The sequence below is a fragment of the Streptosporangium minutum genome, from assembly GCF_002149035.1.
Lineage (GTDB): Bacteria > Actinomycetota > Actinomycetes > Streptosporangiales > Streptosporangiaceae > Streptosporangium > Streptosporangium minutum.
Genome location: NZ_NGFP01000167.1, coordinates 1 through 20,620 on the forward strand (window position 1 = coordinate 1; position 20,620 = coordinate 20,620).

The 20,620-nt window shown below is 70.2% G+C and carries 21 protein-coding genes and 3 pseudogenes; 10 read left to right on the forward strand and 14 right to left on the reverse strand.

All coding sequences use genetic code 11. The annotated features are described in order from the left end of the window. The coding region (locus CA984_RS29360; RefSeq protein ID WP_133061787.1) for an integrase core domain-containing protein at window positions 1-268 on the forward strand (268 nt) is incomplete at its 5' end. 100 nt (window positions 269-368) lie between these two features. Next, window positions 369-527 (forward strand): RNaseH domain-containing protein, encoded by a 159-nt coding sequence (locus tag CA984_RS29365; protein WP_086576756.1) that lies wholly within the window; start codon window positions 369-371, stop codon window positions 525-527. A 398-nt stretch (window positions 528-925) separates the two neighbouring features. On the opposite strand, the gene CA984_RS29370 is transcribed toward CA984_RS29365, so the two are convergent. From CA984_RS29370 to CA984_RS29380, 3 genes are all read right to left on the reverse strand, one after another. Then, window positions 926-1,576, reverse strand: a complete 651-nt coding sequence (locus CA984_RS29370) for a DUF6461 domain-containing protein (RefSeq protein ID WP_086576757.1) — start codon at window positions 1,574-1,576, stop codon at window positions 926-928. A gap of 203 nt (window positions 1,577-1,779) precedes the next feature. Further along, the gene (locus CA984_RS29375) at window positions 1,780-1,974 is read right to left on the reverse strand and encodes a hypothetical protein (protein ID WP_165781460.1); all 195 of its coding nucleotides are present in this window, start codon (window positions 1,972-1,974) and stop codon (window positions 1,780-1,782) included. Between the two features lie 73 nt (window positions 1,975-2,047). Further along, window positions 2,048-2,491 carry a MarR family winged helix-turn-helix transcriptional regulator gene (locus CA984_RS29380; RefSeq protein ID WP_242676240.1) on the reverse strand — a complete coding sequence of 148 codons (444 nt, stop codon included), beginning with the start codon at window positions 2,489-2,491 and terminating at the stop codon, window positions 2,048-2,050. 58 nt (window positions 2,492-2,549) lie between these two features. On the opposite strand from CA984_RS29380, the gene CA984_RS29385 reads away from it, so the two are divergent. The 4 genes and pseudogenes from CA984_RS29385 (at window position 2,550) to CA984_RS29400 (ending at window position 5,707) form a co-directional block, all read left to right on the forward strand. Continuing rightward, a complete protein-coding gene (locus tag CA984_RS29385) occupies window positions 2,550-3,095 on the forward strand; it encodes an isochorismatase family protein (RefSeq protein WP_207621089.1) in 546 nt (181 codons plus the stop codon). Between the two features lie 64 nt (window positions 3,096-3,159). After that, window positions 3,160-3,867, forward strand: coding sequence for an MBL fold metallo-hydrolase (locus CA984_RS29390; protein WP_086576760.1), 708 nt, complete (start codon window positions 3,160-3,162; stop codon window positions 3,865-3,867). 659 nt (window positions 3,868-4,526) lie between these two features. Beyond that, a pseudogene (locus CA984_RS48240) lies at window positions 4,527-4,931 on the forward strand (IS110 family transposase); the annotation flags it as partial. A gap of 302 nt (window positions 4,932-5,233) precedes the next feature. After that, complete coding sequence (locus CA984_RS29400) at window positions 5,234-5,707, forward strand: carboxymuconolactone decarboxylase family protein (RefSeq protein WP_086576761.1); 474 nt, start codon at window positions 5,234-5,236, stop codon at window positions 5,705-5,707. A gap of 134 nt (window positions 5,708-5,841) precedes the next feature. On the opposite strand, the gene CA984_RS29405 is transcribed toward CA984_RS29400, so the two are convergent. Further along, window positions 5,842-6,453, reverse strand: a complete 612-nt coding sequence (locus CA984_RS29405; RefSeq protein WP_242676241.1) for a TetR/AcrR family transcriptional regulator — start codon at window positions 6,451-6,453, stop codon at window positions 5,842-5,844. 194 nt (window positions 6,454-6,647) lie between these two features. Here CA984_RS29405 and CA984_RS49075 point away from each other — a divergent pair, with 194 nt between their 5' ends. The 3 genes and pseudogenes from CA984_RS49075 (at window position 6,648) to CA984_RS29420 (ending at window position 10,263) form a co-directional block, all read left to right on the forward strand. Beyond that, complete coding sequence (locus CA984_RS49075) at window positions 6,648-6,911, forward strand: ATP-binding cassette domain-containing protein (RefSeq protein WP_086576763.1); 264 nt, start codon at window positions 6,648-6,650, stop codon at window positions 6,909-6,911. 55 nt (window positions 6,912-6,966) lie between these two features. Continuing rightward, window positions 6,967-7,503, forward strand: a pseudogene (locus CA984_RS49360) (CatB-related O-acetyltransferase); the annotation flags it as partial. A 447-nt stretch (window positions 7,504-7,950) separates the two neighbouring features. Beyond that, window positions 7,951-10,263, forward strand: coding sequence for an ATP-binding cassette domain-containing protein (locus tag CA984_RS29420; RefSeq protein WP_086576775.1), 2,313 nt, complete (start codon window positions 7,951-7,953; stop codon window positions 10,261-10,263). 292 nt (window positions 10,264-10,555) lie between these two features. On the opposite strand, the gene CA984_RS29425 is transcribed toward CA984_RS29420, so the two are convergent. The 5 genes from CA984_RS29425 to CA984_RS29445 all read right to left on the reverse strand — a co-directional run bounded on the left by CA984_RS29425 (window position 10,556) and on the right by CA984_RS29445 (window position 13,467). Beyond that, entirely contained in the window at window positions 10,556-11,335 is a 780-nt protein-coding gene (locus tag CA984_RS29425) for an SDR family NAD(P)-dependent oxidoreductase (protein WP_086576764.1), read from the reverse strand. 106 nt (window positions 11,336-11,441) lie between these two features. Further along, window positions 11,442-11,786 carry a hypothetical protein gene (locus CA984_RS29430; protein WP_086576765.1) on the reverse strand — a complete coding sequence of 115 codons (345 nt, stop codon included), beginning with the start codon at window positions 11,784-11,786 and terminating at the stop codon, window positions 11,442-11,444. After that, entirely contained in the window at window positions 11,783-12,196 is a 414-nt protein-coding gene (locus tag CA984_RS29435) for an acyl-CoA thioesterase (protein WP_086576766.1), read from the reverse strand. Before CA984_RS29435 ends, CA984_RS29430 begins: the two co-directional genes overlap by 4 nt. A gap of 3 nt (window positions 12,197-12,199) precedes the next feature. After that, window positions 12,200-12,823 carry a TetR/AcrR family transcriptional regulator gene (locus tag CA984_RS29440; protein ID WP_086576767.1) on the reverse strand — a complete coding sequence of 208 codons (624 nt, stop codon included), beginning with the start codon at window positions 12,821-12,823 and terminating at the stop codon, window positions 12,200-12,202. A 197-nt stretch (window positions 12,824-13,020) separates the two neighbouring features. After that, window positions 13,021-13,467: an STAS domain-containing protein gene (locus tag CA984_RS29445; protein ID WP_086576768.1), complete on the reverse strand. Its 447-nt coding sequence runs from the start codon at window positions 13,465-13,467 to the stop codon at window positions 13,021-13,023. A 358-nt stretch (window positions 13,468-13,825) separates the two neighbouring features. On the opposite strand from CA984_RS29445, the gene CA984_RS29450 reads away from it, so the two are divergent. Then, window positions 13,826-14,197 carry an STAS domain-containing protein gene (locus CA984_RS29450; protein WP_086576769.1) on the forward strand — a complete coding sequence of 124 codons (372 nt, stop codon included), beginning with the start codon at window positions 13,826-13,828 and terminating at the stop codon, window positions 14,195-14,197. A gap of 156 nt (window positions 14,198-14,353) precedes the next feature. Here the strand turns inward: CA984_RS29450 and CA984_RS46505 are convergent, their stop codons facing one another. The 5 genes and pseudogenes from CA984_RS46505 to CA984_RS46510 form a co-directional block, all read right to left on the reverse strand. Beyond that, window positions 14,354-14,710, reverse strand: coding sequence for an STAS domain-containing protein (locus tag CA984_RS46505; protein WP_086576770.1), 357 nt, complete (start codon window positions 14,708-14,710; stop codon window positions 14,354-14,356). Between the two features lie 239 nt (window positions 14,711-14,949). After that, window positions 14,950-16,122: a methyltransferase, FxLD system gene (gene fxlM / locus CA984_RS29460; RefSeq protein ID WP_086576771.1), complete on the reverse strand. Its 1,173-nt coding sequence runs from the start codon at window positions 16,120-16,122 to the stop codon at window positions 14,950-14,952. A gap of 190 nt (window positions 16,123-16,312) precedes the next feature. Then, the gene (locus tag CA984_RS29465) at window positions 16,313-17,308 is read right to left on the reverse strand and encodes an NAD-dependent epimerase/dehydratase family protein (RefSeq protein ID WP_086576772.1); all 996 of its coding nucleotides are present in this window, start codon (window positions 17,306-17,308) and stop codon (window positions 16,313-16,315) included. A 68-nt stretch (window positions 17,309-17,376) separates the two neighbouring features. Then, window positions 17,377-19,626, reverse strand: a complete 2,250-nt coding sequence (locus tag CA984_RS29470) for a SulP family inorganic anion transporter (protein ID WP_086576773.1) — start codon at window positions 19,624-19,626, stop codon at window positions 17,377-17,379. A 74-nt stretch (window positions 19,627-19,700) separates the two neighbouring features. Next, window positions 19,701-20,620: pseudogene (locus CA984_RS46510) on the reverse strand (hypothetical protein); the annotation flags it as partial.

Sequence of the window (20,620 nt, forward strand, 5' to 3'; positions counted from 1 at the left end):
CGCGGGGGCTTGTCACAGGCTGGGGGTCACCCGCTCGCGCGGGGAGGTCGGAACCAGCGCCGACAACGCGGCGGCCGAGTCGTTCAACGCGACCCTCAAACGCGAGATCCTGCAGGGGGCGCGCCACTGGCCCGATGCCCGAGCAGCCCGCCTGGCCGTGTTCGGCTGGATCACCCGATACAACACGGTCAGGCGGCATTCCCGCCTCGGCCAGATCAGCCCGGTCGATTACGAGAAAGCTGCAGGTAGCTTGAAGCTCGCCGCCTGAATTCGGTGTCCACGTTCAGGGGGGAGCCCCCAGACCTCCTGATGCTCCTTGTCGCTGCCGGGGATGGTGCCGGACCTGGACCTGCTCCGATCCAGCCTCCCTGGAGATCGTTCCTGCCTTCCTCCAAGACGGCGACAACCCGGCCGACTGGGCCATGTACGTCCATGCGCAGCGGCGTTTCCGTGCCCACACAACGATCGCCACCACCTGGCCCGCCATCGTCCACCTTGCCGAGCTGATGGAGGAGTACATCCTGTAGTCGGCGCCGCCCACTGCACACCTCAAAAACTGGGCACGGGCAGAGGTAGACCAACGGGGCGCCGGCGGATGCCTCCTCAGACGGGGGAAAGCGTTGGGCCAGGCCCGTCGCGCGGGCCTGCAACTCCACCGGGCAGCTGAAGGCATCACTTCCCATCACAGTGACGGTCCGAGCCCAACTATGCGCTGTGCGTAACAGCCTCAGATGCCACTGACATTTACGCCACCTTCTGTGATCAACTCTGCCCCGGTGTGACCGCCGACGGTCACACCAAAGCGGATGCGACGGCCGTGCCCTACCGACAGCGCCGCGCGATTACCTGGCTCGCCGCCCAGGCCACCCCAAGGTGATCCACCGGCTGCGGTCAACCCGCGGGGGTTGCGGACGGCGGGTTCTGCTCACCTCGGGTTGGGAACGGCTCCGCACAGGTAGGTGGACTCCCCCAGCAGCTGCGGCGTCATCGTGATCCCGGTGAGGCGCTCGGCCAGGAGGAACGCGGGTCCTTCGTTGGGGTAGGTGTGTGGTGGGTAGAGGGAGTCGATCCGCTCCATGGTCTGTGCGAGTTCGTCCGGCATCTCCTCTGAGTAGCCTTCCCGGTGCGGGAACTCAGGCTGGATCTTTCCGTTTTTGATCCAGTGGGAGTAGCCGTCCTGGTTCAGGTACTCGAATCGGGTCTTTCCGTCTTCGAGCCAGTGGAAGTAGTCCATGTCCTTGATGTCGAGGTAGAAGTGGGAGACGAGGCGGGTGCCCGCCGACAGCGGCACGATGATCTCGTCGGTGACGCCGAGCGAGCCGTTGGCCTCGACGAGGAGCACCCAGTCTCCGACGGCGACGGCGCCGAAGAACATGTTCTTCCCGTCGTAGCTGGAGTAGGCGGTCTCCGTCAGCTCATCAAGCGTCATGTGAGAGCAGTCTTCAACCCGGACGCCGAGCCGGGCCACCAGTTCCTCAGGCGTCAGGCCGCGGACGTAGGTGAAGCAGTAGGCACCCCCCAGATCGGGGAGGTGCTCGGCGGGGAACCGGGAGTAGTCATCAGGGGGCGCGATCATCCCGTCATGCTCGCAGTACCCACCGACACGATGAGCTCTCTTCTCATCTTGAGTAGTAGTCCGCTTCGAGGATGAGGATGGTCTGCACGAGTGCCGTGGCGCGGCGGGGACAGCGGCGGAGTTTGCCCAGAACGGGACGCCGCGCCACCGCCCGAGCGGTGAGGGGGCGGCCCGGCGGATGCGATGGCCCGGCGACGTCCGGCTCACCCGCCGGTCAGCGGTTCCTCCAGTACTCGCCCGTGCAGATCCCGCCGAACGGGCGATGGATCTTGGATCACCTGCCGGAGCAGATGTCCTATGCACGCCGAACTGAGCAGTTCGGTGAACATCTTGCACAGGGCTTCGGCGGCCGCGTCGTGGTTGCGGCGCAGGGCGACCTGGGCACGGGTTGGCAGCATGGTGCGGGCGCCCAGCCGGTACCGCCGCCGAACGCCGTCACATGCCGGCGACGGCGTGCCGTACCCCATCTGATCATTTACGCACAGGCAGACCGTAGGACGCCGCCAGGCGGCCGAGCGCCTCACTGAGCGCGGCGTGCTGGGACGAGGTGAGCTCGGCGGCGACTTTCGCGTCGAGAACGAGCGCCTTGGCAGTACATTCCGCGAGGAGGTCGCGCCCCTCGCTGGTGAGGCTCAGAATCTGGCGGCGACGGTCGGCCGGGTCGCGGAGCCGCTCGATAGCGCCCATGGACTCGAGGTGGTCGGCGAGGGACACCACGAGGCTGGGCGCCACTCGCATCAGCTTGGCGATCTCGAGCTGCGAGCCGGCCAGCCCCGAGCCGAGGACTTCCAGCAGGCCAACGTGCTTGGGCTTCAGATCGTGGACGGCCAGAGCTTCCGCGTACTGATCGGCGACCAGTACGCCCAGGGTGCTGAGCCGGAAGCTGAGGGTTTCGGTCCATTTGGCATCGTTCATGTTTGGCATGATACCGTCCTTAAATCATTCACAGTATAAACGATTAGAGATGAGATCGATGCTCGATCACCGCGCCATACAGATCGTCTTCGCCGACCTGCAGGACAGCATCGTGACCCTGAGCAGGACGAACAGCCCCGAGACCATCAGACGCTCGGCCGGGGTGCTCGGCAAGGTCGCGCAGGCGCTGGACATCCCGTTCACCGTGTCGGTCGCACCCCGGCCCGGTGGGCCCGGCGTGATCGCCGAACTTCCCGAAACGCTCCCGTTCGTGCGCAGCGGACCGTCCTGCTGGGAGGATGAGGCATGGCGCGAAGCGATCGCCGCCGAGGCCCGCAAAACGCTGACCATCTGCGGCGTGACCTCGGAGATCGTGGTTCTGCACACCGCACTCGACGCCCTGGCCGACGGCTATGACGTGCTCGTTCTGGTCGACGCGAGCGGCGGCATGTCGGAGCGTACGGAGAACGCGGCACTCCGCCAGATCGAGGCAGCGGGCGGCACGGTGACCTCGGTGGCGAGCTTCGTCACGAGCATGGTGCGCGACTTCACCACCCCCACCGGCCGCGGCGTCATCACCGCTCTGCACGACCTGATGGTCTAGCGATCACAACCGTCCCCTCGCCCGCAGCTTGTCGTTCAACCGTTTAGACCCCGAAAGAGCTCTCATGAAACTCGCACCCCATCTGCATCGGCTCGGTAACGATGTCGTAGCGTGCTACCTCATCGACACCGCCGAGGGCATAACGCTCATCGACGCCGGACTGCCCGGCCACTGGCGGGATCTGCAGCGCGAACTCCAGGTGCTGGGCAAATCCGCCGCCGACATCCGCGGACTCGTCCTGACCCACGGTGACTCCGACCACATCGGTTTCGCCGAACGCCTGCGCAGCGAACACGGCGTTCCGGTGTTCGTGCATGCCGCCGACGCGGTCCGCACCCGCACGGGAGAGAAGCCCAAGACCGCGCTCGGGCCCATGCGCCTGGGCCCGACGCTCGGCTTCTTCGGCTACTCCCTCCGCAAGAACGGCCTGCGCACCCGCTACGTCAGCGAGGTCACCGAGATCGGCGACGGCGACGTCTTGGACCTGCCCGGCAAGCCGGTGATCGTGGGCCTGCCGGGGCACTCACCGGGAAGCGTGGCGGTGCATGTCTCGCTCGCCGACGCGGTCTTCGTCGGCGACGCCCTGACCACGCGGCACGTTCTCACGGGGCGCAAGGGCCCGCAGCCCGCGCCCTTCACCGACGCCCCAGCCGAAGCCCTGTCCTCCCTGGACCGGCTCGCCGGGCTGTCGGCATCCTGGGTGCTTCCGGGCCACGGCGCTCCCTGGCGCACCTCACCGGCCCAGGTGAGCGAGGAGGTCAGGAAGGGCTGACGCGCGGGCCGGGCAGCGCGGTCGATTCGCCGGCCCGGGCTGCTCGCGGTTGACGCCCGATTGCTCCAGCACGATCGCGGTCATCATGTCCACATCGCTCACCGGCCGTCACTCGGACGCGAGCGGAAACGTTTCGCTTCGAAACGTTTCCTGGACATCCGCCGAAGATGGCAGAGGCCGTGCCGACCGCTGGCAGGGGGCCGGCCTCCGTACGGGCTGGGGCGATCGCCGTCGCAGGTCTCCTCCGTCGGCCCTCGGCATCGAGCCTGACGGATGCTCGGACACGCGCCCAGCGGCGACACTGACCCTCCCATGCCACGCCGCGCGTGCAGAAGGGGACGTGACGTGCGGCCGCTGACAGCGGCCGCCGTCCCCCGTCTCGGCGTCCTTCTCCCGAAGCTGTCCCCAGACCGGCCCTCCTGGCGTTCTTCCGTCATGACTACGGCTTTTCGACGAGCGTGGTGTTCGTGGTTCGAGCCCGTCTGCGGGGCCGACCTCCCAAACGCGGCCGAGCCCAAGAGCTCTTGCGGCAGAAGGAGGCCGCGTGGATCGCCGGGGTCGCGAACGGCTGATCGGATGTCGGACCGGCGAGTCCTCCGATTAGCGGGCCGCGCGTCTCCGCTGTGGTTGTGAGCTGCACCGATGACCGACTGCTTGTCCTGGGAGGAACATTGACGAAGCTGTTTTGCGGGATCGACCGGGCCGAACACCACCACGACATCGCCATCGTCGACGACACCGGTGCCCGGGTAGCAAAGGCCCGCATCAGCAACGACGCCGACGGTCTGCGGGCCTTACCGGAGTTGCTGGCAGGCGTCGGCGACCACCCGGACGACCCGATTCCGGTCGCGATCGAAAAACCGTACGGCCTACTGGTGGCCTGTCTACGCGCGACCGGACGGCAGGTGTTCGCCATCAACCCGTACGCGGTCTCGCGCTATCGAGACCGACATGGAGTCGCGCGCAAGAAGTCCGACGAGCAGGACGCGTTGATCCTGGCCACTATCCTGCGCACCGACATGACCGCGCACCGGCCGCTGCCCGCCGACTCCGACCTGGCTCGCAATTTCTTCATTACTACCGGGACCCCCGGTAGTCCCACGGTCTCGGCGGCTCCGCTCCAGGACGTCCAGAACGACGACCACTGTACGGGCCGGCTGCACCGGTCGGTCGTGATGAGCGGGAGCGACGTCTCGGCGGCGATCCCGGACTTCGTCATAGGCGGTCGTTGCCGTGGTGCGACAGTCGTAGGCGGTCGCTGCCGTGGTGCGACAGGGGAGACGCACGTCACATTCGTTCCTGTCACATCTCACCGGGTCATTCGGTCAAAGAGGTGTACCCATCAGCAACGGCAGAGGAATGCGCCATGGACGCACGTTTGAACTTCTCCGGCAACCCGGCCGCAGGCAAGTTCTTGAAGCACTTCATCTCGGCGAGCAAGGTGGTCGCGGACTCGACGCTGCCGGCCGCGACGCAGGAGCTGGTGAACATCCGCGCCAGTCAGATCAACGGCTGCGGCTTCTGCACCGACATGCACACCAAGGAAGCCGTGCACGCCGGGGAGACCTCGGTGCGCCTCAACCTGATCGCGGCCTGGCGGGAGGCCAAGGTGTTCACCGAGGCCGAGCGCGCCGCCCTGGAGCTGACCGAGCAGGGCACCCGCATCGCCGACGCGGCCGGTGGTGTCACGGACGAGGCCTGGGCGAATGCCGCCAAGCACTATGACGAGGAGCAGCTCGCCGCCTTGGTGTCGCTCATCGCCCTCATCAATGCCTTCAACCGGGTGAACGTCATCGTCCAGCAGCCCGCCGGCGACTACCAGCCCGGCCAGTTCGGATAACGATATGCGCCCATGGTTCGCCCTGAGGTCCAGGGCCTTGCCGAAAAGGGGCTTCCTGGACCAGCTCGAACATCCATGATCATTTTCGGCGCCAACGGCCGTCCTCGGGTTGCTCGACCCCGGAGGCGGTCCCGTCAGGTGTCGCCGGCCGGTGGGGGTGTGGCGAAGGCGCCGGCGGATGCGGCGAGGGCGGCGGTCCTGGCCGCGTGGCCGGGCAGGTGCGGGTCGGGTGGCGTACGGAGAAGCACCAGCTGGTGGTAGAGCGGCGCGGTGGCGGCGATGAGCAGCCGGCGCGCGTCGGTGCGCGGCGGGAGTTCGTCGCGCCGGACGGCTCGGCTGACGATGATCTCGCAGCGGGCGTACCGGTCCTCCCAGAGCCGCCGCTGGGCGTGGTCGGCTTGCTCGGAGCGGAACGAGGCGGCGATCAGGGACGCGACGATCGGCGGCTGTGCGGTCAGGGCCGCCTGGATCTCGTGGTTCAGCGCGGCCAGGTCGCTCTGCAGGGAGCCGGTGTCCGGGGGCTGCCAGTCGTCGTCGCTCGCCGCGTCCAGGACGTCGGCGAGCAGGCCGCCGACGTCGCCCCAGCGCCGGTACACCGTTGCGCGGTGCACGCCCGCGCGGGCGGCGACGGCGTCCATGGTGAGCCCGTCGTAGCCGTGTTCCCCAAGCTCGGCGCGGACCGCGTCGAGTACCTGCGCGCGGATGCGGGCGGTACGGCCGCCGGGGCGGCGCCGGGCCGGCGGCACCGACCGGGGGCCTTCTGGCGGTGGATCCGCGGGAGTCATCGCCGGGAATCCGGTTGCTCGGCAGGCGGCGTCATGACAGCATCTTAATGCAGCAGTTGTCGCACTAGTGGAGATATCGATGCTCTTCCGAAGCGTTCCCCCGGCCGCGCGGCCCTTGACGGCCGCCCCGTCCTCGAATGCTTCGGAGTGCCCGCATGCCTGCACAGACCACCGCGCCCGCCGTCGGCGAGTCCTGCAACGGCAGGCCCGTCCTTGACTCGGTGACGTGCTCGCTCGCCGGGGGTGAGCGCACGGGGATCGTCGGTGAGAACGGACCCGGCGAGAGCACCCTGCTCCGCGTCCTGGCCGGAGAGCGCGCTTCCGGCAGTTCCGGCGTCCGCCGCCGGGTCCTGACGTCCCGTGAGGCCCGCAAGAACCTGCCCGCCGGCAGGAGTTCCCTGCGGCACGCCGCAGGCTGAGAGGAAACGATCCGTGAAGCCATCCGTTCCCGCCGACCCGACCGTGGTGCATCCCATGCCCGAGCAACCGCGGGTGGTTCTGCTGAAGCCACTGATCACCTCGCCGCTGATCGAGGTCGGGGAGTTCACCTACTACGACGACCCGGATGATCCGACCGCCTTCGCGACCCGCAACGTCCTGTATCACTATGGGCCCGAAAAGCTGGTCATCGGGAAGTTCTGCGCGCTGGGCGAGGGCGTGCGGTTCATCATGAACGGCGCCAATCACCGCATGGACGGCCCCTCGACGTTCCCTTTCCCGATCATGGGTGGTTCCTGGGCCGAGCACTTCGATCTCATCGCCGGCCTGCCCGGACGGGGTGACACCGTGGTCGGCAACGACGTCTGGTTCGGATACCGGGCCATGGTGATGCCCGGAGTCCGCATCGGCCACGGAGCGATCATCGCCTCCGGCTCCGTCGTCGTCGACGACGTCCCCGACTACGGCATCGTCGGCGGCAACCCGGCCAGGCTCATCCGCCGCCGCCACAGCGATGCCGACATCGACCGCCTCCTGGCCCTGGCCTGGTGGGACTGGCCGCTGCAGCACATCACCGAGCACATCCGCACGATCATGTCCGCCGCCGCCACAGCGATGCCGACATCGACCGCCTCCTGGCCCTGGCCTGGTGGGACTGGCCGCTGCAGCACATCACCGAGCACATCCGCACGATCATGTCCGGCAGTGTCGACGACCTCGAGGCCGCGGCACCGGGGCGGCGGTGACGACACGCCGAGGCCCGCCGCCCGTGAGAGCGGCGGGCCGTCAACCGACGGCCGGCCGCGAAGGAGGTCGGGCTTCCCGGAACCGGCCGGCACGGCCGATCAGGTGGACGGCGGACCGCTGCCGCGACCGCGCCGACGGAAGAAAACCAGACGTACTACTCGAAGCTGGTTAGATCGAGCGAGGCGACGCCGAGGGAGACCGTGGAAGCGGCCTCACATATGCAGGTCACACATATTCAGGCCTCGCATCCCCACATATACGGATGGAGACACGATGAGCATGGCCACGAGTCCGGACGCGCAGTCGCCCGCGTCGCATGTCGCCGACAGCCACGATCTGATCCGTGTGCAGGGCGCGCGCGAGAACAACCTCAAGGACGTCAGCATCGAGATCCCGAAGCGCCGGCTGACGGTGTTCACCGGCGTCTCCGGTTCGGGCAAGAGCTCGCTGGTGTTCGGCACGATCGCCGCGGAGTCGCAGCGGCTGATCAACGAGACCTACAGCGCCTTCGTGCAGGGCTTCATGCCGACGCTGGCGCGGCCGGAGGTCGACGTCCTCGAAGGGCTGACGACGGCGATCATCGTCGACCAGGAGCGGATGGGCGCCAACTCCCGCTCCACCGTCGGCACCGCCACCGACGTCAACGCGATGCTGCGGATCGTCTTCAGCCGGCTCGGCGAGCCGAGTGCCGGGCCGTCGTTCCACTACAGTTTCAACCTGCCCGCCGGCGCCTGCCCGCGCTGCGAGGGCATGGGCAGCGTGACCGACATCGACCTGACCCAGCTCTACGACGAGAGCAAGTCGCTCGCCGAGGGCGCGATCACCATCCCCGGCTACACCGTGGACGGCTGGCTGGTGCGGATCTTCGCCGCGTCGGGCTTCCTCGACCCGGACAAGCCGATCCGCGACTACACCGAGGCCGAGCTCCGCGACTTCCTCCACCGCGAGCCGACCAAGGTGAAGGTCGAGAACATCAACATGACGTATGAGGGTCTGGTTCCGAAGATCCAGAAGTCGATGCTGTCGAAGGACAAGGAGGCGCTGCAGCCGCACATCCGGGCGTTCGTGGAGCGGGCGGTGACCTTCACCGCCTGTCCCGAGTGCGGCGGTACCCGGCTCAACGAGGCGGCCCGTTCCTCGCGGATCGCGGGCGTCAACATCGCCGACGCCTGTGCGATGCAGATCAGTGACCTGGCCGGTTGGGTGCGCGGGCTGCAGGAGTCGTCGGTGGCGCCGTTGCTGGCCACGCTGCAGCAGTCCCTGGAATCGTTCGTGGAGATCGGGCTGGGGTATCTGTCGCTGGATCGGCCCTCGGGCACGCTGTCGGGCGGTGAGGCCCAGCGGGTGAAGATGGTGCGCCATCTGGGCTCCTCGCTGACCGATGTCACCTATGTCTTCGACGAGCCCACCACGGGGCTGCACCCGCATGACATCCAGCGGATGAACGGGYTGCTGCTGCGGTTGCGYGACAAGGGCAACACGGTGCTGGTCGTGGAGCACAAGCCGGAGACGATCGCGATCGCCGATCATGTCGTCGATCTGGGKCCGGGCGCYGGGACGGCGGGTGGCGCGGTCTGTTTCGAGGGCACGGTCGAGGGGTTGCGGGCCGGCGGCACGCTGACCGGCCGTCATTTCGATGATCGGGCCGCGTTGAAGCCGGTGGTGCGCACGCCTACCGGTGTGCTGGAGATCCGTGGGGCGCGGGCGCACAACCTGCGKGGGGTCGATGTCGATGTCCCGCTGGGGGTGTTGGCGGTGGTCACCGGGGTGGCCGGGTCGGGCAAGAGTTCGCTGGTGCACGGGTCGATCCCGGCGGGGGCGGGGGTGGTGTCGGTCGGCCAGGGGGCGATCCGTGGTTCGCGGCGCAGCAATCCGGCGACCTACACCGGGTTGCTGGAGCCGATCCGTAAGGCGTTCGCGAAGGCCAACGGGGTCAAGCCGGCGCTGTTCAGCGCCAATTCGGCCGGGGCGTGCCCGAACTGCAACGGTGCGGGGGTCCTGTACACCGATCTGGCGATGATGGCCGGGGTGGCGACGGTGTGTGAGGAGTGTGAGGGCAGGCGGTTTCAGGCCTCGGTGCTGGAGCATCGGYTGGGTGGTCGTGACATCAGCGAGGTGCTGGCGATGTCGGTTTCGGAGGCYGAGGGGTTCTTCGGTGCGGGGGCGGCGCGGACGCCGGCCGCGCATGCGATCTTGGGTCGGCTGGCCGATGTCGGGTTGGGGTATCTGCGGTTGGGTCAGCCGTTGACCACGTTGTCCGGTGGTGAGCGGCAGCGGTTGAAGCTGGCGGTGCACATGGCCGACAAGGGGGGTGTGTACGTGTTGGACGAGCCGACCACCGGTCTGCATCTGGCCGATGTGGAGCAGTTGCTGGGGTTGYTGGACCGGTTGGTGGATTCGGGGAAGTCGGTGATCGTGGTGGAGCATCATCAGGCGGTGATGGCGCACGCCGACTGGATCATCGATCTTGGTCCGGGGGCCGGTCACGACGGTGGCCGGGTCGTGTTCGAGGGCACTCCGGCCGATCTCGTGGCGGCCCGTTCCACCCTGACCGGCGAGCATCTCGCGGCCTACGTCGGCGCCTGACCGACACCCCAGCCGACACCGTGGGACGAGTTCTCTCATCTGTCTCGACTCGTCCCACCCGCTGCCCCGCATCTGGCTTCATGCCGATCCGCTGCCCCTGCGAGCCGTTCTTGCGGCGTGCGGTGGTGCCGGCCGAGCCGCGCGGCTGCTGTCATCCGATCCCCGAGCCACGCGGATCCGGATCCGGAGGCGTTCCGGTGGGGGAGGAGAGCCTCCGGCGGATGTGCGTCCCGGTCGGTTCGCACCACGCCACGAGGCTCTCCCGTGCTTCCACGGCGGACTCAGCGAGTACTCAGTGAGTGGAGAACCCGCCATCGACGAAGATCGCCTGCCCGGTGACGTAACCGGAGGCGCGGCTGGCCAGGAACACCGCCGCGCCGGCGAAGTCCTCGGCCAGACCGTTGCGTCCGACCATCGTGCGAGCGGCCAGCGCCGCCACCTTCTCGGGGTCGGACGACAGCCGTGCGTTGAGCGGCGTCATCACGAATCCCGGCACGAGCGTGTTGCAGGTGACGCCACTCGACGACCACGCCTCGGCCTGTGAGCGTGCCAGCGACTCCAGCGCCCCCTTGGAGACGCCGTAGACGCCGCTCTGGACGAACGCCCTGTGTGCCTGCTGGGAGCTGATGTGAATGATCCGCCCGAATCCCCGTTCCGCCATGCCGGGACCGAACCGCTGTCCCAGCAGGTAGGGCGCCTCCAGGTTCACCGCCATCGTGACGTCCCACACGTCATCGCCCACCTCGGCCATCGGCGGGCGCAGGTTGATCCCGGCGCTGTTCACGAGGATGTCGGGCTCCCCGAACGCCTCGACCGCCTTCTCGGCCGCCACCCGCACGCCATCGCGTGTGCTCAGGTCCGCGCTCACCCAGGCCGCACGGCAGCCGTGGGCCGCCAGCTCGTCGACCGTGGCGGTCAGGTCCGCCTCCTTGCGCGCGACGACCACGACCCTCGCCCCCGCGCGCGCGAGGGCCCCGGCTATGGCGCGGCCGATGCCGGAACTCCCGCCGGTCACCACGGCGACCCGGTCGTCCAGAGAGAACAGTTCGGACAGGTAAGGCTGTGTGGTCATGGCCGCACACTTTAGGGGATCGGCTCCGGAGCGCTGAACCGGGCCGGTGCTCGCCTGGCGGGCACCGGACAGGAGGCGACAGGTGCCCCCTTGCGGCCGGACAGGATCACCGGCCGGCGGCGGCGGGGCTGTTCCAGGTGGCGGAGGTCAGCGTGCCGCGGTCGCGGTAGGCGCGCATGATCTCGACGTGCAGCGGGTGCCGGACGAACGCCCGCAGGTCGCTCTCGGCCCGCCACACCGACACCGACCCGATGCGGCGGCGCGGCAGGTCGGCCCAGAGCCACACCCCGATCGCGCCCGCCAGCTCCGACCACAGCCCGCCCAGCCGCCACCCCGCAAGGCAGGCCCGCGGCAGGTCGACGATCCGGTGCACGCGGAAGTCGGTGCGGCTGACCACGACCGGGCCGTCGCCGCGGGGCTCGGGGCCGGGGATCCAGCGCGACCGGATCACGCGGCCAGCGCCTTCGCGGCGTCGCGGATCTCCTCGCTGAACGGCGTGGGCCGCAGCGTGGCGGGGTCGAGGTTGACGTTCACCCGGCGGCCCTCGGCGTGCACGGTCTGGCCGTCGGCAGACAGGACGCGGAAGCCGTAGACGCCGCTGGTGTTGCCCATGCGCTCCATCCAGAAGTGCACCAGTGGCTCGCCCGCGCCCATGATCGGCACGTGGTAGGTGATCTGGAACTCCCGGACCGCGAGGAAGACGTCCTTGAACCGGGATCGGGCCGGGTCGAAGTGCCAGCCGAGCTCGGTCCAGAAGGCGCTGATGGCGCGTTCGACGAGCACGCCGTAGCGGGCGTTGTGCAGCAGGCCCATGGCGTCGAGGTCGTCGAAGTGCACCTGGACGGGACGGGTGTGGGACAAAGGTCAGTCCTCCGGGAGGATCGAAGGGTCGGTGGCGAGCGCGCGCAGCCGGTCGAGGACCGCTCTGCGGGCGTGGCGGTAGGCGGCGTCGCTGTCGCGCAGCCGGGCGTGGGTGACGGCGGCCTCGCCCAGCGCCTCGATCTCGTAGGCGAGCTGGGCCGGGTCGGCGGTCAGCTCGCCGAGGTCGACGGCGTCCTGGACCCGGTGTTCGAGGTAGCCGAGCCAGTCGTCCATGGCGGCGGCGACGCCGTCCCTGACCGGGCCGGGACGGTCGTCGAACTCGACCTGGGCGACGAAGAAGAAGCAGCCGCCGGGGAGCACGCCGTCGGCGTAGAAGGCGAGGCGGGACTCATGGAGGGCGAACAGCCGCCTGAGGCCTCTGGGAGTGGTGGCGGTTGGGGCGATCACCCGCTCGAGCCAGAGGAGGCGGGCCCGGTCGATGCAGTCGAGCTGGAGCTGCTCCTTGTCGCGCCAGTGGGCGAAGAACCCGGATTTGCTGACGCCGGCGGCCTCGGCCAGGCGGCCCAGGGAGAGGCCGCCGAGGCCGTCGACGGAGGCCAGGGCGACGGCCTGGTCGAGGATCGCTTCGCGGCTGCGCTGGCCGCGCAGCTTTCTCCCGTCTGGCATGGGGAAACGCTAGCACAATAAGACCGATCGGTCGTTCTTTTTGTTGAGACGGTATCCGCGGGGCCTCCCGCGGATGCGGAAGGGCACCGTACGACCTACAGCCGTCGCGGCGGCCGGCGGGCAGGGCGCCACGACGACCGTTCCCGGCCCGTCCGCCACAGCCGCCACCTCCGGTGCGGACGCCGTACGGGAGGCGGTCAGTGGGCGGCCGAGGACGGTGTGCCGTCCGGATCCGACGGCAGAGGGCGCCCGCCGCCGGGCAGATCCGGCCGGGCCTCGGCCGCCTGCCGCAGCGCGTCATCGGAGCTGGGGTGGATCTCGAAGGCCTTGCGGAGGCCGGTGATCGTCAGCACGCGCGCCAGGGGCCCGTGAACGCCGCTGAGGACGAAACGGGTGCCCGTCGCCTCGCTGTGCTGCAGGGCCGAGACCAGCTCGCTCAGCCCGACCGAATCGCAGAAGGTGACCTCCGTCAGGTCCACGACGAGGAAGGGACTGTCGGGCCCGTCCCAGATGCGGCGTAGCTGCTCCCGTAAGAGCGGGGCTGAATGGAACCCGAGCTCTCCGCCGACGCGGACCACGGCCGCGTTCTCGTGAAGGTCACACGAGATGGTGAACGCCGAGCCATGCCCGGCCCCGAACAACATGATGAGCTCCTTACGCCTGCGGGTTTCAGGGCAGGCGTGTCCCTTCCTATCAGTGTTACGGATCTCCTGACGCACGCCGGAGAGCCGGAGGCGGTCTCGTGGCCCATCCCCGGCCGTACATGCCCGCCGCCGTCGCCGGGTTCACGCGATGAGCGGGAGGCCGTCGCGGGCCGTCGGTAGGATGAGCGTGGTCGCGTCGGCTCTGATCGTCTTCCTGCCGGAGGGGCCGGTGAGCGGCAGTGAGGGATGTGAGGAAGCGGGTGAGCGACGTGGACGTCCCGCGGGCCGCCACAGGCCGGCGATCGGCATCGGTGCGGCATCCTGGGCATCCCACCCGTCCTGATTGGAGAGATGTCCGGTGACCGCTGCCGTCCGATTCACCCTTGAAACCGGTGCGCAGCAGGCTGTGGCGCCGGTGCCGGTGATCGCCCTGTCCGGTGATCTCGACTTCACCAACGCCGAGCAGCTGCGCGCCGACATCCAGGCCGCTCTCACCCCGGACCACCGGGATCTGGTGCTGGACCTGACCGGTCTGGACTTCTGTGATTCCACCGGGATCAGGATCTTCCTGGCCATCCGTAAACTCCTGCAGGAGCGCGGCGGAGCCGTCGCCCTGGCCGGCCTCAACTCCCGGCTCACCAGGATCTTCCGGCTGACCGGGCTCGCCCACGCCTTCACCGTCCAGCCCACCGCCGCCGACGCCGTCACCCTCCTGCGCTCCCGATCCTGACCCGGCCTCCGGCGCGTACGGCGCCGGCGGGCGGTCGCCGGACCCGTCCACGGCTCCCGCCTGAGAGGCCTGACGGGGCAGGGAGGCGTCCGGCAGGGACGGCGGTCCGGATGGGCTCCGGGGCACGTCTCCCGGCGGGTGGCCGGCCACTGCGGCTCAGCGGGCGGCCAGCGACCGCAGCGCCTCGTGCAGAGTGTCGAAGACCGGGAGGTTGGCCGCCAGGCCCGTGATGCGCAGCAGCCGCGCCGGCTGCGGGGTCGGATCGGCGTAGGCGACGACCGCGCCCTCGCCGGTCAGTCGCCGGCGCATCGCCAGCAGCGCGGCCAGTCCGGGGGAGTCGACGAAGGTCAGCCCGGACAGGTCCACCAGGGTCGCGGGCTGCGGGCCGCGGGCGAGGTAGTCGTCCAGCCACGACTGTAACTGCGCCGCGGTGTTCACATCCAGCTCTCCCTCGGGCCTCAGGACCAGCGTCGCGTTCTCGGACCTCACCGGCAGGCGCAGAGCATCGGTCATGGCGGAGCTCCTTCTGTTCCCACCCCCGCTTCCCCGCAAGAGGAGGACCAATCGTCTCCGGCGGGAGAAGACCGGTGAACCGACGGCCTCTGATCTCCTGTGGACATGCCGACAGCGGGGATCCGCAGCATCTGCGTGGTTACCGGACGGCCGGGAGGCTGGATGCGGGAGGCCACGCTCGGCCCCGGCCTGTGCGTGCCGCAACCCGCCCCTTCCCGGACGAGGGCTCGGCGCGGGGCTCAGCCGGTGTCCCAGGACAGGGCGAGCGTGGTGTGCCGTTTGCGGATGGCCAGCCCGCCGACGGGCACGGCGCCGACATGGGCGTCGACGCGCAGTCCGTCCGTCATCGGACGTCCTGCCCTGTCCCATGCCTCGATGTGGGTGGCGAGATCACCGGCGAGCCTGGCCGCATCGGGCCCGAAGGCCCGCGCGACGAGGGTGTCGTACGCTTCCGGCTCCAGCACGCAGAGGCTGTCGCCTTCGACGATTCCGATGAGCGTCTTGAGGCCCCGCAGGTCGAGGGGGCCCGCCGCCAGCCGTCCAGGCTGTGTCTCCGACAGGGTGCACCAGCGGGGTTCACGCACCGCCAGCCACAGGCTCAGCCCGTCGACGAGCTGCGCGAGCCCGGTGTTCACCTCGGTGAACAGCTCGGTGACCGGGCCGTCGAGCGCCGTCAGAAGATCGCCGATCCCGCCCCCCTCCGGCAACGAGATCGTGAGGTCGGATCCGGGATCCAGCACCCGGGTCGTCTCCGGGCCTGCGGAGGGACCTCGCATCCGCATGAACCCGCAGGGCACCACCGACCGGCTCCTCCAGTGCCCGCCCGCCCGCTCCAGGGCCACCGAGCGCTGCACCCCGTGCAGATCCAGCGGGGCGACGACGCGCCCGCCGGGGCCGAGCTGGTCCAGCCAGGCCGGGGCCAGGTCCCATACCCCGACGGTGGCGATCACCCGGTCGTAGGGGGCTTGCGGCGCGAACCCCTCCGCGCCGTCCCCGCACACCACCATCACCTCGGGATGCCCGGCCCGCTCCAGGTGGTCACGGGCCCGTGTGACCAGGTCGGCGTCGATGTCGACGCTCACGACCTGACCTCCCGGCCCCACCAGGTGGGACAGCAGCGCGGCGTTGTAGCCCGTCCCCGACCCGATCTCCAGCACCCGCTGGCCCGGCTCCACGCCGAGCTGGTCGAGCATCAGGGCCATGATCGCCGGCTGTGACGACGAGCTGATCGGCCGGCCCTCCGCGTCGCGCTTGGTCACGATGGCGTCGTCCCGGTACACGGCGTGCACCGGGACCTCCGGCAGGAACACGTGCCGGGGCACCGCCCGCAGCGCGTCGGCCACGGCCGGGCTGATCCCGCGCTCGCACACCTGCGCGACCAGGTCCTCCCGCAGGTCATGCCATTCGGTCATCGCCGGCCTCCACGCCAGTCGCCCGCTTCTCCGTGCCCTGACGGAGTCTCATGCCCCGGCGGAGCCGGAGAGATCAGGGAGCCTGCCCGGACAGGCGCCGGTCTGCCTCACGCCGCCCCCTCCCCGTCGCGGAAGCCCTGGGGAGGGGGACCGTGCGCGTCTGAGCCGAGCCGGATGTCCGTGAAAGGCTTTATGCCCACTCGGCGAGGATTCCGGCCTCCTTCTCGGGGGCGATGCCGTGCCGGCCGAAGGAACGCTCCTCCACCGGGATCTCGCGGAGCCACGCCCAGGTGTCGCGGACGGTCTCGGCGACGGGGCGGCAGCGCAGCCCCGCCGCGTGGGCCTTGGCGGACGACGGCAGCCAGAGCCCGGCGAACTCCGGGGTCCGCGGGGCCCAGAGCGGCAGCTCGGTCCAGGGCTGGATCTCCCGGTCGAGCAGGAACCGGTCCTTCACCCAGACGAACTCCGCGTCCGATCCGGTCACCGCGCGGCACTCGGCCAGCCAGTCGCCGAAGGCGATGTTGCCCTGCACCCCGCTGGTGAAGAAGCGGTCGTTCACCCCGGCCTCCGCCTGGGTCAGGGTGAAGGCGGCGATGTCGCGGACGTCGATGACCTGCATCGCCACGTCCGGATCGCCGGGGGCGAGCACCCGCCCGCCCCGGGCGATCCGGGTGAGCCACCAGGGCAGGCGGCCGACGTCCTCGTGCGGGCCGAGCAGGAGGCCAGGCTCGATGATCAGGACGTTGCCGTCGAAGCCCTGCTCCACCGCGCGTTCGCAGCCCGCCTTGAGCGTGCCGTAGTCCCCGTCCTCGGGACCGGCGTCCGGGGCGCACTCGAACCGGGGCGCGCTCTCGTCGACCGCCCCGGGCTCCGGCCAGTCGGAGCAGGCCGAGATGCTGGAGATGAAGGTGTAGGTGGCCGCCCTGCCGTTGAGCGCGCGCACCGACTCGCCGACGACGCGGGGGACGTAGCCGCAGACGTCGACGACGATGTCCCACCGCCTGCCGTCGGTGAGGCGTGCCAGATCCTCGGCGACCTCGCGGTCGCCCCTGACCGCCTCGACGCCGGGCAGGTCGACACCGCTCCTGCCCCGGTTGAACGTCGTTACCTCGTGCCCGCGCCGCAGCGCCTCCTCGACGATCGCCCGGCCGAGGAAGACCGAACCGCCGATGACCAGAGTTCTCATAGCGCCTCATTCTTCGGTCCGCCCCGGCAGCGGACAACGTGCTTTCACCCTTGGCGCAAGCCGTACGCTCAGAGCGGACTGGCCGTGAGCGGCGGCTGTTCGAGGACGTGGACCCGGGCCGTGCCGATGTCGAAGTAGAGGCCCACCAGTTGCAGGCGTCCGGCCCGGACGAGCCGGTCCACCTGGGGATAGGTCCGCAGGTTCTCCAGTTGCTGGATCACGTTGACCCTGCAGAGGCGGTCCAGCGGGCCGTCGTCGGCGCCGTCGCTCTCGGTGGCGATGAACCGGGCCAGACTGTGGTTGCCGTGGTGCAGCCAGCGGCTGAGCGCGGGCAGTTCCGCCGCCTTCTCGTAGCCGCTCAGCAGCGTGGCCATGGCGCCGCAGCCGGAGTGGCCGCAGACCGTGATGGTCCGGATGTTGAGCGCGCCGGTGGCGTACTCGATCGCCGCCGCCACCGAGTCGTCCGGCGGCGCAGCCCCCAGGCGCGGCACCAGGTTGCCGATGTTGCGGACGGTGAACAGGTCACCGGGACCGCTGGCGGTGATCAGGTTCGGCACGACCCGGGAGTCCGCGCAGGTGATGAAGAGATGGGAGGGCTCCTGCTTGCGGGCCATCGCCAGCAGGAACGGGCGGATCAGCGGAGCCGTGCGACGGTGGAACTCCCGTGCCCCGGCGAGCAGGTCGGGCACGGCGGGGCTGCCCTCCGCGGGTGAGTGCTGGGCGGGGACCAGGGGGCTCGCGGGCGCGGGCCGTCCCCGCCGCCGATGGGCCCAGGGCAGCCACCAGCGCTCCGGCGCACGCGGCGGCGTCTTGGCCGGGAACATCCGGGCCCCGCTGGCGGCCATGGCGTACCACTCGTCGTGGATCTCGTCGATGTCGACGGTGCCGCCGCCGCGTTCGTGGTCGTGCCGCCAGGTGTGGATGGCCTCGAAGGCGGCGTTGTCCATGAAGTCGATGTTCAGGTCCAGCTCCACCGCGGCCCCGGCCGGTACGGCGCGCAGCTCCGAGGTGAGTCTCGGCACGCCGAGGAAGGTCAGGGAACCGCCGATCAGCACGTGCCAGCGGCCGTCGGACTCGGGCTTGGCCCGTACGGTGATCCAGGTGAGGCGGCGCAGCGCCGACAGCATGGCGAGGCCGAAGCCGAGCAGCACGCCTTCGGCGAGGCCGACCAGCACCACTCCGGCCATGGTGACGACGTATATCGGGATCTCGCCGTGGCCGCGGAGGTTGCGCAGGTGCCCCACGTTGACCATCTGGACGCCGATGAAGACCAGCAGGGCGGCCAGCGCCTCCATGGGGATCAACTTGATCGTCCACCCCAGGCAGACCGCGAACACCAGGATCCACAGGCCGTGCAGGACCGTCGACCAGCGGCTGCGCGCCCCGGCGCGGACGTTGGTGGTGCTGCGCACGATGACCCCGGCGATGGGCAGGCCGCCCAGCGCGCCGGTCACCATGTTGGCCACGCCCTGGGCGGTGAGCTCCCTGTCCAGGTCGGACCGCTTGCCGTCGTGCAGCTTGTCGGTGGCCACCGAGGAGAGCAGCGACTCCACCCCGGCCAGCAGCGCCACCAGCAGCACCGCCCCGATGATGCCGTGCCAGTCGCCTCTGGGCCAGATCGGCGTGGCCCATTCGCTCAGGCTCTGCGACAGGTCGACCCGGGTGACGTCCCAGCCGAGGGCCCCGGCGGTCGCCGAGGCGGCGAACAGGGCCGCCAGCGGCGCCGGGACGATCCGCAGCCGCTGCGGCAGCCGGGTCCAGCCGACCAGGACCGCGATGGTGAGCAGACCGACGAAGACCGCGTGGCTGTGGTTGTGGATGATCTGCTGGGGCAGCTCGATCAGGTTTCCGATCGCCGATCGCTGCGGGCTGCCGCCGAGCACCACGTGCAACTGGGAGAGGGCGATCACCACGCCGACCCCCGCGAGCATGCCGTGCACCACGGCGGGGGAGACCGCCAGCGCCGCGCGGGCGACCCGGAACAGTCCCAGAAGGAGCTGCAGGGCGCCCGCCATCAAGGTGATCATGCAGGTGGCGCGCCAGCCGTATGTCGTAACCAGCTCGGCCACCACCAGTGAGAGCCCGGCTGCGGGACCGCTCACCTGGACGGCCCCGCCGCCCAGGGCGCCCGCCACCAGGCCGCCTACCACGGCTGCGATGAGCCCGGCCGCCAGTGGTGCCCCAGAGGCCACGGCGATGCCCAGCGAGAGGGGCACCGCCACCAGGAAGACCACCAGGGAGGCGGGCAGGTCATGCCGCAGCACGGATGTGATGCCACTCTTCGCGAGCGGTCTGTAACTCTTCGTGTCCGTCCCCATGAGACAGACCTTATGTTGTGTGCCCCTCTCCGCTTAAGCGGTTATCGGAGGCCTTTACGCAGGGCGGGAAGAAATCAGCGGTAATAGTCGGGGTAGTCCGGCTCCTGTGCCCGGTGGTGGTTGCCCCGGGAGCCGGCGCGGTCCTGTCCCTCGGGAGTGGCGGCGGTCCCGGCGGGACCGGTGCCGTAAAGATCGTCGTAGGTCGGCCAGCTCGTGCCTGCGCCGGGGATGGGCTCGGACCAGGCGGCGGGGGGTGCCGGCGTGGCGCGCCGTCCGTCGGGCTGGTAGCCGTAACCGCCTGCGGCCCCCGGCCGGGCCTCGGCCGTGCGGTCGTCATAGGCGGAGACGCTGCGGGAGGGCCCCGTCGGGGTCGAGACCGCCGGTGTGGGGCCGGTGAGCGCGTCGTCGTCGATGGTGGCCCAGCCGGCGCTCACCTCGTAGGAGGCGGCGGGCGGGGCGCCGTACACCGGCGTCTGGTACGAGTTGTAGGACGGCGCAGGGTCGTCGAGTATGTCGGCGGTGTTCGCGGCCGCCCAGCCTCCCGAGCCCGGAGCGGTGGCCTGGGCCCAGGGATTGTCGGCGGCGGGCCTGGGCGGTTCGGGCGGGGCGCCGTACGGCGCGGCGAGCGGGTTGCCGGCGTTCGGCGTCGCGGGGAAGCCGCCGCTGGTCGTGGGGCCCATCGGGGGCATCGGGGGGAGCGGTGCGGCGCCGGGGTCCGAGCCGAGGGGCCCGCCGGTCGCGCCGAGTGCGGGCATCGAGCCGCTGGAGGTCGCCGGGCCGGTGCCGCGTGAGTAGGGGCCGGCGAGCGGGTCGCTCAMCGGGTCGGGCCGGGAGGGGGCGCCGTTGCCCGGAGCGGAGCCGCGGCTGCTCCTGCGGGAGCTCGAACGCGGGGTGCGGTTCTCACCGAAGGCGCCGGGCGTGGGGGCCGCGAAGGTGACCGTCTTCTGCTCGGCCAGGGCGGAGGTCGTGGGGGCCGGGTTCGGCTGGACGGGGC